The following is a 13,073-nucleotide window of genomic DNA, read 5'->3' as shown; positions in this document are numbered from 1 at the left end:
CTACTTTGCCTCGATGATCTCGCGCACCCGCGTGGCCAGCGCTTCCATGACGAAAGGCTTGGTGATGATCGCCATTCGTGCGTCGAGCGAGCCGGCGGCAAGGGCTGCGTTCTCCGCGTAGCCCGTCATGAACAGCACCTTGAGGTCGGGGCGCAGCATACGGGCGGCGTCCGCGACCTGGCGGCCGTTCAGCCCGGGCAGGCCGACGTCGGTGATCAGCAGGTCGATCCGCCGCGCCGATTGCACGATCTCCAGTCCCTGCGGCCCGTCGACCGCCTCGATGGTGCGGTATCCGAGGTCGCCCAGTACCTCGACGACAAGACCGCGCACCACCGGCTCGTCCTCGATCACCAGCACGGTCTCGCCGGTTTCGGCGGAAGCGGCTTCGGCCACATCGGCGTCGGCGTCCACGTCGGCTTCTCCTTCGAAGCGTGGCAGGCAGAGATGCACCGTCGTGCCATGGCCGGGGCTGCTGCCGATCTCGGCATAGCCGTCGGACTGGCGCGCGAATCCATAGATCATGGACAGGCCGAGGCCGGTGCCCTGGCCCATCGGCTTGGTCGTGAAGAAGGGTTCGAAGGCGCGCGCGATCGTCCCGGCATCCATGCCGGTGCCGCTGTCGGTGACCGAGACGCAGACATAGTCGCCCGCCGATCTGTCGGCATGCAGGGAGGCGGCGGCCTCGTCGACTTTCCTGTTATGGGTCTCGATCACGAGCTGACCGCCTTCGGGCATGGCGTCGCGCGCATTGATGGCAAGGTTCAGGATTGCGGATTCGAGCTGGTTGGCGTCGCAGCGCGTCAGCCAGAGTCCTTCCGCCAGCTTCAACTCGAGGTCGATCCTTTCGCCCAGGGTCCGCCGCAGCAGCTCCTCCATCGAACCGACCAGGGGATTGACGCGCACGGGGCGCGGGTCGAGCGGCTGTCGGCGCGAGAAGGCCAGCAGCCGGTGGGTGAGGGCGGCGGCGCGGTTGGCCGAGGTCATCGCTCCGGTGATGAACCGGTCGAGGTCGCCCAGCCGGCCCTGGCCGATGCGCCGTTGCACCAGGTCGAGGCTGCCGGTGATGCCTTGCAGCAGGTTGTTGAAATCGTGCGCGATGCCGCCGGTGAGCTGGCCGATCGCCTCCATCTTCTGCGCCTGGCGCAGCGCGTCCTCGGTGGCGCGCAGTTCGGCGGTGCGCGCCTCGACCCTCGCTTCGAGCGTGGCGTTCAGTGCACGCAGGGCCGCCTCGGCCTCGCCACGCTCGATCACCTGGCGCGTGCGCTCGGCGACCTCCTCCATGAAGGCGACCTCGCCGGGCTGCCAGTGCCGCACCGGCCGGTCGTTGAGATAGACGATGGTGCGCAGGCGGCCGGCGCGCACGAAGGGCACGACCAGGATGGCGCGCGTGTCGACGGCACGCGCGGTGGCGCGTGTTTCCTCCTCGTCGCTCAGCGGATCGGTCTGGAGGTCACCCACCACGACGGTCTCGCCGGCGCCGAGCTTGTTCACGATCTTGATGCCGAAGGCATGGGCGGGGACGCGGCCGAGCAGCGGCTGGGCGCGACCGTCGGTCCAGCACACGGAGTAGTCGAACACATCCTCGACCGGATCGAGATGACCGTAGCCCACGCGGCTCACGCCGAAGAAACGCCCCATCAGGGCGCAGTCCTCGTTCAAGGCCTTGTCGGTATCGTTGCCGCGCAGCACGTCGCTGAGCTCGAGCATGAAGGCGTGCCGCGCGTCTGCAAGCTTGCGTGCGCTGATGTCGATGGCGGTGCCGACCGCGCGATAACACCGGCCATTGTCGTCGAACAGGCCCTTGCCCTTGGCCGCCACCCAGCGGACGACGCCGTCGTCATGACCGACGGTGCGGTACTGGACGTCGTAGGTCGCGCGGACGGCGGGATCGAGGGCCGCTGCGAAAGCCCGGGTCGTCGCGTCGCGATCCTCGGGATGGAGGCCCGCGTAGAAATCGTCGAGGCTGCAGATCGCGTCCGGTGAGAAGCCGAACATCGCCTTGGTGCGCGGCGACCAGGTCAATCTGTTGGCGACCAGATCGACATCCCAGGTGCCGATCTCCGCCGCCTCGGTGGTCAGCCTGAGCGACTCCTCGTTGAGGAGGGACTGCGACTCGGCGTCCTTGTGGGCGGTGATGTCATGGCCGCCGACGAAAACGCCGTGGACGGCGCCGGCTTCGTCGAGCATCGGTTCGTAGACGAAGTCGACATAGTGTGTCCGATGTTCGTGCCCGAGGCTGACGGGCAGGGCGCGGGCGATGTAGCGCTCGCCCGTGCGGTAAACATGGTCGAGAAGTTCATAGTAGCCCTGGCCGTCGATCTCCGGCAGCACCTCGCGCACGCTGCGACCGATGAAGTCGCGCTGGCCGGCGAGCGTGACATAGGCTTCGTTCACATATTCATAGACATGCTCGGGGCCGGTCAGGACGGCAATGAAGCCCGGTGCCTTCTGGAACATGCGGCGCTGGCGCTCGACCTCGGCCATCAGGCGTTTTTCGGTCAGCACCTTCTGTGTGGTCTCGCTGCACACGACCAGCACGCCGCCGACGCCATGCGGGGCATCCGCATCGTCGATCGGGCTGTAGCTGTAAGTCCAGTAGACGTCCTCGCGGCGGCCGTTGCGCGTGATCGGCACGAGGTGATTCTCGTTCCAGGTGGCGCCGCGGCCTCCCATCACCTGGTCGATCTGCGGCCCGATGATGGGCCAGATCTCGTCCCAGACCTGCCGGCCCGGTTGGCCGAGCGACGCGGGATGGCGCTCCGGGCCGATCGAGAGCCGGTAGGCATCGTTGTAGAAGCAGAGAAGATCGGGTCCCCACCAGATGTACATCGGGTGGCCGCAGTTCAGCAGCAGCCGGACGGCGGTCCGCAAGGATTGCGGCCAGTCGGCGGGATCTCCGAGCGCCGTGGCCTGCCAATCATGGGCCCGCATGAGCGCGCCCATCTCACCGCCGCCGGCAAGAAAGGTCGTGTCACGCTCGGTTGAAGTCATGACGGGACAGTATCGATTCGCGCTTGTCCCGCAAGCGCAGCCGCGGGCTTTCGGGCGTCAGATGATCCGCTGGGTGCGCGCGTAGGCCATGTAGAGGTCGTGGGCGCGCGCGGCGATCGGGCCGGGCTGCAGGTCGCGGCTCTCGTAGCGGCTGACCGGCTGCACCTTGCCGGCATTGCCGGTGGTGAAGATCTCGTCGGCGTCTTCGAGCTCGGCCGGGGCGATCGTGCGCTCCTCGACCGTGATGCCGGCCGAGCGCAGCAGCCTCACCGTGCGCAGCCGCGTGATGCCGGCCAGGAAGCTGCCGTTCGGCACCGGCGTTGCGACCACGCCGTTGCGGGCGAGGAAGATGTTGGAGCTGCAGGTCTCTGCAACATTGCCGAGCGGGTCGAGCACGACGCCGTTGTTGAAGCCGCGCTTCAGCATTTCCGCCACGCCGCGCGAGGAGTTGGGATAGAGGCAGCTCGCCTTGGCGTCGGTCGGTGCGGTCTCGGGCGCGGGCCGGCGGATGGACCGGCAGAGACCCAGGGTCAGGGGCGAGCCGGCGCGCATCGGCGAGATATAGGTGCAGAGCAGGAACTGCGCGGAATCGGGGTCGACCGAGATGGGGCCGGCGCCGCCCTTGCCCGCCCAGAACATCGGCCGGACGTAGAGCTCGGCCTTGGGGCCGAAGCGGCGCACGCTCTCGTGCATCAGCTTCAGGATCTCTTCCGGCGTCTTGCTCGGATTCAGGCCGATGGCGCGCGCGGAACGCACGACGCGTTCCGCATGGAGGTCGAGGTCGGGGCCGCAGCCCTCGAACGCCCGCCCGCCGTCGAATACCATGGAGCCCAGCCAGAAGGCGTGGTCGCGCGGGCCCAGGATCGCCGGGTTGCCTTCGTGCCAGGTGCCGTTCCAGTAGGTGAGCGTGTCCATTCTATCCTCGTCGTCCCTCGAAGCGCGCGGACATAGCAGACGATGAGCGGCGCGGCCAACCTTGCCCCCACCCTGCTGGCTTTGGGTGCGGCATTCTGCTTCGCCCTGGCGCTGATCCTGACCCAGTTCGGGCTGCGGACGATGCCGTCTTGGCGCTCCCCGCTCTATTCCATCGGCGGCGCACTGATCGTGGCCTGGCTGGCGGCCATCGTGTTCGTCGACTGGAGCACCTTCAATCTCGACGCGGCGCTGATCTTCGCCGGCGTCGGCTGCATCTTCCCGGTGGTGGTGTCGATCCTCTCGGTCCGCTCGAACGAGCGGCTGGGACCGGCGGTGGCCGGCGCGGTCGGCAACGTGACGCCGATCTTCGCCGTGCTGGGCGCGGTGCTGTTCCTCGGCGAGCATCTCGGCCTGCTGCAACTGGCCGGCCTGGCGATGGTGGTGGGCGGCGTGGCCCTGCTGGCGCTGCGCGGCGGCACCGGCGGCCGGCACTGGTCGGTCTGGGTGCTGGGCCTGCCGCTCGCGGCGGCCCTGGTGCGCGGCGCCATCCAGCCGGCGATCAAGACGGGACTCGCTTTGTGGCCCGAGCCGCTGGCGGCCGCCGCCATCGGTTATGCGCTCTCGACCGTGGTGATCCTGTCGCTGGTCGGGCGTCGCGCGTTGCGCGAAGGACCGGCGATCCGCAGCGGCGTGCTGTGGTTCCTGGGTGTCGGTTTCGCCAATGGCAGCGCCACGTTCCTTCTTTATGCGGCGCTGGGGCTGGGCTCCATCACCGTCGTTGCGCCTTTGGTCGCGCTCTTCCCGCTGATGGGCGTCGTCATGAGCTGGATCTTCCTGCGCGGCGAACAGCTTCACGCGATCGGTTTGTTCGGCATCGTCGTCAGCGTCGCCGGCGTCATTCTTTTGCTTCTGGGCGGAACCTGACGGCGGCGGAAAAGCGGCCGAATCGGTGCGCTAATTCCATAGGTGAGACAGCCACGTTCAGGGGCGCCGACGCGTATCTCTGTATGACGCGGCGTTGCTGCCGCGCAGAACGGAGGCAAGACATGATGAAGCGTATCGCTCTCACCGCACTCGCCGCCGCCGCCACTTTCACGACGGCGGCGCTGGCAACCGCGGCCGTCACACCGGCAGCCGCCCAGTCGTTCGGCGTCTATATCGGCCCGCCGCCGCAGCCGCGTTATTACGCGCCGCCGCCACCGCGTTACTACGCGCCGCCGGTGCAGCGAGTCTGGGCGCCGGGTTATTGGACTTGGCATCACGGGCGTCAGGTCTGGGTCGACGGTCGCTGGATGAACCAGCGCCCGGCCCCGGGTTGGGGGCAGGGTTGGAGCCCGGGCTGGAACCCGGGCTGGGGCTAAGCTCGGCCAATCTTCGATAGAGATAAGAGCGGGGCGCTTCGGCGCCCCGTTTTCTTTGCGTGTCCGAAAAGCGGCCGAATGCGCGCCGGAATTCCCCGAGTGTAAAGGCAACGGCCCGATCGCCAGCCGCGTAATACCCCTCATGGCGCGGGCGATGCCGCGCAGAAACGGAGAAGGTCATGTTGAAGCGAATCGCTCTTACGACTCTTGCCGCGGCTGCCACTCTCGCTACCGCGACACTCGCCACCGCGCCGTTCCAGCCTGCCGACGCGCAGGTGACGGTCACCTTCGGCTCGGCGCCGCCGCCACCGCCCTATGAGGTCGTGCCGGCGCCGCGTCCGGGCTATGTCTGGGCGCCGGGCCAGTACAGGCTGGTGAACAACCAGTACCAGTGGACGGCGGGCACCTGGCAGGCGGAGCGCGCGGGCTATCGCTATGTTCCCGATCGCTGGGAGCGCTATGTGGACAATGGCCGCGAGCAGTGGCGTTACCAGGCCAGTCGCTGGGACAAGGACGGCGACGGTATCCCCAATCGCGTCGACCGCTACGACAACCGCCCCAATCAGGCCTGGGGCGACAAGGACCACGACGGTGTCCCCAATGCCGTCGACCCGATCAACAACAACCGCCGCCACCAGTAGGTCGGTCGGAAGCAACGGAATTCGGGGCGCTTCGGCGCCCCGTTTTCTTTTGCTATCGTGCAAGGCAACCCCGAGAGGAAGCGCCGTGCCCCTCGCAATGATCGATACTTTCTGTTCGCAGCGCCCTGCGTAGTGCCATCGTTTTGCTGGCGCTCGGTCTCGACGCGGCATCTGCCGGCGCGCAGGCGCCCAGCCAGCAGCAGTGCCTGATCAAGGGAAACGTCAGCAGCAAGGGCGAGCGCATCTATCATCCGCCGGGCTGCCGCTACTACAACGCGACCAACATCGATCCCAAACGCGGCGAGCGCTGGTTCTGCAGCGAGCAGGAAGCAGTTGCCGCGGGCTGGCGGCGTACTAAGGTCTGCTGAGGAATGTCGCCCCGGAGAGTATCGCCCGGGGACGACGACCCAGGAGGAAACAACAATGACGGCCCCGCTCACCATTCGCCTGCACCCCGCCGACAACGTCGTCGTGGCGCGCATGGACATCCTGCCCGGCACGAAGGTCGAAGGAGAGGTCGCCACAGCGACGCGCGTGCCGCCCGGTCACAAGATTCTCACAAGGGCGGTGAAGACGGGAGAGCCGCTGCGCAAGTACAACCAGATCATCGGCTTCGCGACCGAGGATCTCGGTCCGGGCACCCATGTCCATACGCATAACTGCGTCATGGGCGACTTCGAGCGTGACTATGCCTTCTGCGCAGACGCCCATCCGACGGATTTCATCGCACCGGCCGCCGCCTTCCAGGGCTATCGCCGCGCCGATGGCCGCGCCGCGACGCGCAATTATGTCGGCATCGTCACGACCGTGAACTGCTCGGCCGCGACCAGCCGCATGATCGCTTCGCGGCTCGAGCCGTTGCTGGCGCAGTTCCCCAACATCGACGGCGTCGTGCCGCTGACGCATGGCGGCGGCTGCGGCATGGCCGCGTCGGGCCTCGAGATGGACGTGCTGCGCCGCACGCTGGCGGGCTACACCAGGCATCCCAACATGGCCGCGGTGGTGGTGCTCGGTCTTGGCTGCGAAACCAACCAGATCTCCGGGCTGATGAATGCGGAGGGACTCAAGGAAGGGCCGAAGCTCATTCCGATGGCCATCCAGGACGAGGGCGGTGTCTCGAAGACCGTGCTGCGCGCCGTCGATTTCCTGAAGGAGATCCTGCCCGACGCGAACGACGTGCAGCGCGAGGCGATTCCCGCCAGCGAACTCATTCTCGCCCTGCAATGCGGCGGCTCGGACGGCTATTCCGGCATCTCGGCCAATCCCGCGCTCGGTGCGGCGGTCGACCTGCTGGTGCGCAACGGCGGCACGGCGGTCCTGTCGGAGACGCCGGAAATCTACGGTGCGGAACATCTCCTGACGCGCCGCGCCGCCAGCCGGGAAGTCGGCGAGAAGATCGTCGAGCGCATCCGCTGGTGGGAAGACCATTGCGCCCGTACCGGCGGCGAGATGAACAACAACCCGTCGCCCGGCAACAAGGCGGGCGGCCTCACGACCATTCTCGAAAAGTCCCTGGGCGCGGTCGCAAAGGGCGGTACGACGAATCTCGTCGACGTCTACAAATATGCCGAGCCGATCACCGCCAAGGGCTTCGTCTATATGGATTCGCCGGGCTACGACCCGGTATCGGCGACAGGCCAGGTCGCGGGCGGTGCCAATGTCCTGTGCTTCACGACGGGCCGCGGCAGTGTTTTCGGCTGCAAGCCGACGCCGTCACTCAAGCTTGCGACGAATACCTCTCTTTATAAACGCATGACTGACGACATGGACATCAATTGCGGAACGATCGTCGATGGAGAGGAAACGATTCAGGAGAACGGCCGGCGGATCTTCGACCTTATTCTTGCCACGGCGTCGGGTCACAAAACTAAATCTGAACTACTGGGCATCGGGGACGACGAGTTCGAGCCATGGAAAATCGGCGCAACAATGTGAAGGAGCGGACGCAGCCATTTTGATGGTGCTGCGTTACGTCTCTCATATGCGAGCCTACGACTCACGAACTTGGCCATGCTTTGGCAGCCCAGCCCACAGCGGTCACGGACTTTCCCCCGAGCTTTCACCCAAATTCCCGGTTGTCGAAGGCGGTAGCATCGAGCGCTCCGCCAGCGCGCATTTGCTTGCTCGTTAAACTGCCCAGGAGAGAGACATGGCTACAGGCACCGTCAAGTGGTTCAATGGAACCAAGGGATTCGGGTTCATCCAGCCGGATGACGGCGGCAAGGACGTGTTCGTCCATATCAGCGCCGTCGAGCGCTCGGGCATGAACGGCCTCAACGAGGGCCAGAAGATCGGCTACGAGATCGCCACCGAGCGCGGCCGCTCGGCTGCGGTCAACCTCAAGGCGGCTGACTAAAAGACATGAGAATCGTTCCCCTCGTCGAACGTCCCGACCTGGCCGAGAAGGTCTCCGTCTGGGGCTTCGACGAGTGGGGACACTTCAATCCCGGCCAGACGCTCGATCTCCGTCGGGCCGAGATCCAGGGCTCGATGAATGTCGATCGCGCGCCCATCGTCTTTGTCGCAATCGGTGACGACGATGGCATCGTCGGCACGGCCTCGCTGATCTTCGACGATCTCGAAGGCGATCCGCGCAATCCCTGGCTCGCGAGCGTCTACGTTCCCCAGGAACACCGCAAGAAGGGCGTCGCGTCGGCGCTGGTCCGCACCGTCGAGGATGCCGCGCGGCGTATCGGTTACGACCGCCTCTATCTTTTCACGCACTCCGCCGCCTCGCTCTATGCGGGTCTGGGCTGGAGAGCGCTTGAGCAGCGCGACTATCGCGGCGAACATATCCAGGTCATGGACAAATCGCTGTGAGGGAGTCCGCATGCCATCCGACCTGCACTATCTGTCGCTCGACGAGGTCGCGCGGCGCCTGAAGGCGCGCAAGCTGTCGTCCGTCGAACTGACCGGAGCGATGCTCGACCGCATCGGCAAGGTCGATCCCCAACTCAAGAGTTACGCGACCCTGACCGCCGACCGCGCCCTGGCCGATGCGGCGCACCTCGATGCCGAGACGGCGGCAGGTACGTCCCGCGGGCCGCTCCATGGCGTGCCGATCGCGGTGAAGGATCTCTGCAATACCGAGGGCATCGCGACGGCGGCCGGCATGGACATCCATCGCGGCAACGTCCCGTCGCGGGACGCGACCGTCGTCACCCGCCTGAAAGCGGCCGGGGCGGTGATCCTCGGCAAGCTGCAGATGACCGAGGGCGCGTACGGCGCCCATCATCCGAAGATTCCCGCGCCACTCAATCCATGGAACGCCGCCTACTGGACGGGCTCCTCGTCCTCAGGTTCGGGAGCCGCCACGGCGGCCGGGCTCTGCTTTGCCTCGCTGGGTTCCGACACCGGCGGCTCGATCCGCTTTCCCTCGACCATGAACGGTCTGTCGGGCCTGAAGCCGACCTGGGGACGGGTGAGCCGCGCCGGCGTCTTTCCGCTCGCCGAGTCGCTCGACCATATCGGCCCGATGGCCCGCAGCGCCCTCGATGCCGCGATCGTGCTCGGCGTGATCGCGGGCGCCGATCCGGAGGATCCGACCTCGGTCGGCCTTCCGGTGCCCGACTATACCGGCGCAATCGACCAGGGCGTACGCGGCAAGCGCATCGGCCTCGCCACCAACATGCATGGTCTCGACGAAGACGCGCAGCGTGCCCTGGCCGGCGCGGTCGAGGCGCTGCAGAAGGCGGGCGCCGCCATCGTCGATGTGAAATTGCCCGACGGTTTCGACCAGGGCGCCCGCGATTGGGTGCCCCTCTGCGGGATCGAGGCGGCCGTGGCGCACGAAGACACCTATCCGTCGCGAGCGTCGGAGTATGGTCCCGTGCTCTCCGGCCTGCTCGATCACGGAAGGCGCCTTTCCGCGATGGAGCTTGCGAAGATGCAGCTCCGCCGCGCCGCGCTCACCGGCGAGCTCAATCGCCTGCTGGCATCGGTCGACCTTCTCCTGATGCCGGTGATGGGCAAGGCCGTGTGGGCGACCGAGGCGCTGCTGGCGGCGGGACGCGATCCCGAAACCGTCGCAGCACGACTGCGCTACACCGCGCCGTTCGATCTCAGCGGCCATCCGACGCTCACCCTGCCGGGCGGCCTGTCGGCCGACGGTGTGCCGGTGGGTTTCCAGATCGTGGCAAAAGCGTTCGATGAGGGACCGATCCTGGCAGCCGGGCATGCCTATCAACAGCAGACCGACTGGCATCTGAAGCGACCGCCGCTCTAAAAACCGCTTCCGAGGGCGGCCGGGGAGAGCGTGGACGCTGAATCTCCCTTCATTTATAATACTCTACCGCCCTCGGGACGTTCCTTTCCACGCAATGCCAAGCCTCTCCGCAAAAAACCTGCGGCTGCGTCCCAGCATCCTGACACTGTTCGTCCTGCTGACGGTGCCGGTCTTCTTTGCCATCGTCGCGGTGAACTATGTCTCGAACGAGAAGATCGCACGCAGCAACGCCGAAGAACTGGTCGGCCGGTTCGGCGTCGAGGCCATCGAAAACATCCAGCACCTTTTCGATCCCATAAAATCGCTGGTGCGCAGCACCGCCGCGATCGGCTCGGAGCAACCGGATTTCTTCGGGGAAAGCCGTTCGCTGACCTATCTCTTCAGCATCCTCCAGCATAGCGATCGCATCATCAGCATGTATGTCGGCCTGAGCGACGGTTCGTTCCGCCAGGCCCGGCAGATCGATCCTGCCGTCGAGATCCAGGGCAAGCTGCCGCCGGTTGGGACGCGCTGGGCCGACCGGTGGATCACGCGGCATCGCGACTCGGCGCCTGTCGACCACTACCTGTTCCTGGACAAGGATCGCAACGAGCTCGGTATCTCCGAGCAGACCACGTCCTACGACCCGCGCGCGCGCCTATGGTATCGCACCGCGCAGGAGACCGGCGAGCTCTCGGTCAGCGACGTCGACGTCTTCGCGACACTGGGACTCGTCGGCTTCACCGTCGGCGCGCCTTTTTACGCCGATGGAATGCTGCGTGGGGTCGCCGCTGCCGACATCACGCTCGACGGGCTTTCCAACTATCTCGCCGAACGGAAGATCAGCACCGGCACGCTGTCCTATCTTCTCGACCATCAGGGTCGGGTCATCGCCAATTCGGAGCGTGCCAAGACCTACAGCAGCTACAATGGAAGGGTCGAGCTGCAGCACATCACGTCGCTCGGCAACGACCTGCCGGCGATCGCCTTCAGCTTCCGGCCGCGCGACAATGAGAGGACCTTCTCCTTCGAACATCACGGCAAGCACTACATTGCCAGCCTGACGACCCTGCCGCCCCATTTCGGCAAGAAGTGGCAGCTCTTCGTCATCACCCCGCTGGCCGATTTCACCAGCGCCTTCGACGAACAGAACAAGCGGCTGGCGCTGTTCGGCGCGATCGCCATCCTGCTGCAGATCTGCATCATCTATTTCCTCTCCAGCGTCGTCTCCGCGCCGCTGGAGAAGCTCGCGCTCAAGGTGACGAAGATCCAGGATCTCGAGGGCGACAACCTGCCGCCGTTGCAGTCGCCGATCCGCGAAGTCGCCGTTCTGTCCCGCGCCATCGACACCCTGGACGCCGCGGTGAAGTCGTTCGCCGCTTTCGTGCCCGTGGGTCTCGTGCGCCAGCTCCTCGATTCGGACCAGAAGCTGGTGCTCGGCGGCCACAGCCGATTCCTCACGATCTTCTTCTCCGACCTCGAAGCCTTCTCCACCATGTCGGAGGAAGTGCCCACGCAGGAGTTGCTGGCGCACGTGTCGGCCTATCTCGGCGTCGTGACCCATGCGGTCAACATGGAGCACGGCACGATCGACAAGTTCATCGGCGACGGCGTCATGGCCTTCTGGGGCGCGCCGGCGCTGCTCGAAGACCATGCGCAGAGGTCCTGCTTTGCGGCGCTGCGCATCCGCGAGGGCATGAAGGAACTGAACGCGGGTTGGGAGGCGGCCGGCAAGAAGCCATTGAACGTCCGCATGGGCATCCACAGCGACGCCGTGCTGGTGGGCAATATCGGCTCGAAGGAGCGCATGAGCTACACCGTCATGGGCGACGGTGTGAACATCGCGGCACGCCTCGAAGGCATCAACAAGGAATACGGCACGGGCATCTGCATCAGCCACGCCGTCTTCAAGGAGGCGGGCGAGCGGCTGTGCGTGCGGCCGGTCGACGACGTCACCGTGAAGGGCCGCCGGTCAAAGGTGCCGATCTACGAGCTGGTTGGTGCCTATGGGATCGGGCCCGACTTCGAACCGGACGAGGCGACGGTTCGCCTCTGCAAGCTCACCCGTGCGGCCTACAATGCGCTGGTCGCCGAGGATTATGCCCTGGCGCTGTCGCGCTATCAGGAGATCGCGGCGGAGTATCCCGACGATCCCGTCGCGCGCACCATGGCCAAGCGGCTGGGAACGATCGATCCGTCGCGTCTCATGCCGTTGCAGATGTCGCGCTGACCGATGTTCGATGCCCGCAAGTCCTCGCCGGCGATCGCGACGTTGCGTCCGAGCGAATATACGGCGGCGCTGGTCCATGCGCTCCGCGCCGAACCCTCCCGTGTGTGCGGCGCACAGGTGCTGGAGATCGGCTGCGGCAGCGGCGTGATCCTCGCCGTGCTGGGCGGCCTTGGCGCGGCCTCGCTTTGCGGGATCGACATCGAGGAGGATGCCGTCGTCACCGGCCAGTCGCTGTTGGGCGAGCTTGGCCACAACGCTGAAATCCATCAGGGCGACATGTGGCAGCCGGTGGCGGGACGGCGCTTCGACCTCGTCGTCGCCAACCTGCCGAACTTCCCGATGGACCATTTCGAGGTTGCCGGGCGGCTGTCGACCTGGAGTTCGGGCGGCATCGACGGTCGCGAGCTGCTCGATCCCTTCCTCGAGGGACTGCCGGACCATTTCACGGCCAACGGTCGCGCCCTCATCACGCACAACGCTTTCATCGACGTCGAGCGGTCGCGCCAGATTCTTCGCCGGCATGGGCTCGCGATGCATATCGTGAGGACGGTGCTGGTCCATGTCGCCAACGAGAAGGTCGACCTCATGACACCCTCCATCCTGAAGGCGGAAGAGGGCCGGTCGATCCATCGCTACGGCCCGCATGTCTTCGCCGACATGCACATCGTCGAGATTGCCGCCGCCGGGACACACGGCTGACATGGCGATGCGGCGCGTTCTTTTTGTCGTCC

The 13,073-nt window shown here is 66.2% G+C and carries 12 protein-coding genes; 10 read left to right on the top strand and 2 right to left on the bottom strand.

All coding sequences use genetic code 11. The features are described from left to right. Together AC1ROX_RS27470 and AC1ROX_RS27465 are read right to left on the bottom strand one after the other, a co-directional pair. On the bottom strand, positions 1 to 2,991 hold the full coding sequence (locus AC1ROX_RS27470; RefSeq protein ID WP_493131306.1) for a PAS domain-containing protein: 2,991 nt from the start codon (positions 2,989 to 2,991) through the stop codon (positions 1 to 3). 57 nt (positions 2,992 to 3,048) lie between these two features. Beyond that, positions 3,049 to 3,906 carry a branched-chain amino acid aminotransferase gene (locus tag AC1ROX_RS27465; RefSeq protein WP_493131304.1) on the bottom strand — a complete coding sequence of 286 codons (858 nt, stop codon included), beginning with the start codon at positions 3,904 to 3,906 and terminating at the stop codon, positions 3,049 to 3,051. Between the two features lie 42 nt (positions 3,907 to 3,948). Between AC1ROX_RS27465 and AC1ROX_RS27460 the strand changes: the two genes are divergently transcribed. The 10 genes from AC1ROX_RS27460 to AC1ROX_RS27415 all read left to right on the top strand — a co-directional run bounded on the left by AC1ROX_RS27460 (position 3,949) and on the right by AC1ROX_RS27415 (position 13,041). After that, positions 3,949 to 4,830: an EamA family transporter gene (locus AC1ROX_RS27460; RefSeq protein ID WP_493131302.1), complete on the top strand. Its 882-nt coding sequence runs from the start codon at positions 3,949 to 3,951 to the stop codon at positions 4,828 to 4,830. Positions 4,831 to 4,952: 122 nt separating this feature from the next. Beyond that, a complete protein-coding gene (locus AC1ROX_RS27455) occupies positions 4,953 to 5,267 on the top strand; it encodes a hypothetical protein (RefSeq protein WP_493131301.1) in 315 nt (104 codons plus the stop codon). Between the two features lie 179 nt (positions 5,268 to 5,446). Then, complete coding sequence (locus AC1ROX_RS27450; protein WP_493131299.1) at positions 5,447 to 5,908, top strand: hypothetical protein; 462 nt, start codon at positions 5,447 to 5,449, stop codon at positions 5,906 to 5,908. 143 nt (positions 5,909 to 6,051) lie between these two features. Continuing rightward, entirely contained in the window at positions 6,052 to 6,276 is a 225-nt protein-coding gene (locus AC1ROX_RS27445) for a sunset domain-containing protein (protein ID WP_493131297.1), read from the top strand. 55 nt (positions 6,277 to 6,331) lie between these two features. After that, on the top strand, positions 6,332 to 7,843 hold the full coding sequence (locus AC1ROX_RS27440) for a UxaA family hydrolase (RefSeq protein WP_493131295.1): 1,512 nt from the start codon (positions 6,332 to 6,334) through the stop codon (positions 7,841 to 7,843). A gap of 214 nt (positions 7,844 to 8,057) precedes the next feature. Further along, positions 8,058 to 8,264, top strand: a complete 207-nt coding sequence (locus AC1ROX_RS27435) for a cold-shock protein (RefSeq protein ID WP_493131293.1) — start codon at positions 8,058 to 8,060, stop codon at positions 8,262 to 8,264. A 5-nt stretch (positions 8,265 to 8,269) separates the two neighbouring features. Beyond that, on the top strand, positions 8,270 to 8,728 hold the full coding sequence (locus AC1ROX_RS27430; RefSeq protein WP_493131291.1) for a GNAT family N-acetyltransferase: 459 nt from the start codon (positions 8,270 to 8,272) through the stop codon (positions 8,726 to 8,728). 10 nt (positions 8,729 to 8,738) lie between these two features. Then, the gene (locus AC1ROX_RS27425) at positions 8,739 to 10,133 is read left to right on the top strand and encodes an amidase (protein WP_493131289.1); all 1,395 of its coding nucleotides are present in this window, start codon (positions 8,739 to 8,741) and stop codon (positions 10,131 to 10,133) included. 94 nt (positions 10,134 to 10,227) lie between these two features. Next, entirely contained in the window at positions 10,228 to 12,342 is a 2,115-nt protein-coding gene (locus AC1ROX_RS27420; protein WP_493131287.1) for an adenylate/guanylate cyclase domain-containing protein, read from the top strand. A 3-nt stretch (positions 12,343 to 12,345) separates the two neighbouring features. Continuing rightward, complete coding sequence (locus tag AC1ROX_RS27415) at positions 12,346 to 13,041, top strand: methyltransferase domain-containing protein (protein ID WP_493131285.1); 696 nt, start codon at positions 12,346 to 12,348, stop codon at positions 13,039 to 13,041. Positions 13,042 to 13,073: the final 32 nt, after the last annotated feature.

This window comes from Reyranella sp. GW821-FHT14A01, assembly GCF_058803965.1.
The sequence above is the reverse complement of the archived record's forward strand: the minus strand, read 5'-3'. Positions and strand labels throughout refer to the sequence as shown.

Excerpts from the sequence above, each read along its gene's own strand:
- AC1ROX_RS27435 (WP_493131293.1), top strand. The coding sequence starts at position 8,058 with ATGGCTACAGGCACCGTCAAGTGGTTCAATGGAACCAAGGGATTCGGG.
- AC1ROX_RS27450 (WP_493131299.1), top strand. The coding sequence starts at position 5,447 with ATGTTGAAGCGAATCGCTCTTACGACTCTTGCCGCGGCTGCCACTCTC.
- AC1ROX_RS27460 (WP_493131302.1), top strand. The coding sequence starts at position 3,949 with ATGAGCGGCGCGGCCAACCTTGCCCCCACCCTGCTGGCTTTGGGTGCG.
- AC1ROX_RS27470 (WP_493131306.1), bottom strand. The coding sequence starts at position 2,991 with ATGACTTCAACCGAGCGTGACACGACCTTTCTTGCCGGCGGCGGTGAG.
- AC1ROX_RS27425 (WP_493131289.1), top strand. The coding sequence starts at position 8,739 with ATGCCATCCGACCTGCACTATCTGTCGCTCGACGAGGTCGCGCGGCGC.
- AC1ROX_RS27465 (WP_493131304.1), bottom strand. The coding sequence starts at position 3,906 with ATGGACACGCTCACCTACTGGAACGGCACCTGGCACGAAGGCAACCCG.
- AC1ROX_RS27440 (WP_493131295.1), top strand. The coding sequence starts at position 6,332 with ATGACGGCCCCGCTCACCATTCGCCTGCACCCCGCCGACAACGTCGTC.
- AC1ROX_RS27455 (WP_493131301.1), top strand. The coding sequence starts at position 4,953 with ATGATGAAGCGTATCGCTCTCACCGCACTCGCCGCCGCCGCCACTTTC.
- AC1ROX_RS27415 (WP_493131285.1), top strand. The coding sequence starts at position 12,346 with ATGTTCGATGCCCGCAAGTCCTCGCCGGCGATCGCGACGTTGCGTCCG.
- AC1ROX_RS27420 (WP_493131287.1), top strand. The coding sequence starts at position 10,228 with ATGCCAAGCCTCTCCGCAAAAAACCTGCGGCTGCGTCCCAGCATCCTG.
- AC1ROX_RS27430 (WP_493131291.1), top strand. The coding sequence starts at position 8,270 with ATGAGAATCGTTCCCCTCGTCGAACGTCCCGACCTGGCCGAGAAGGTC.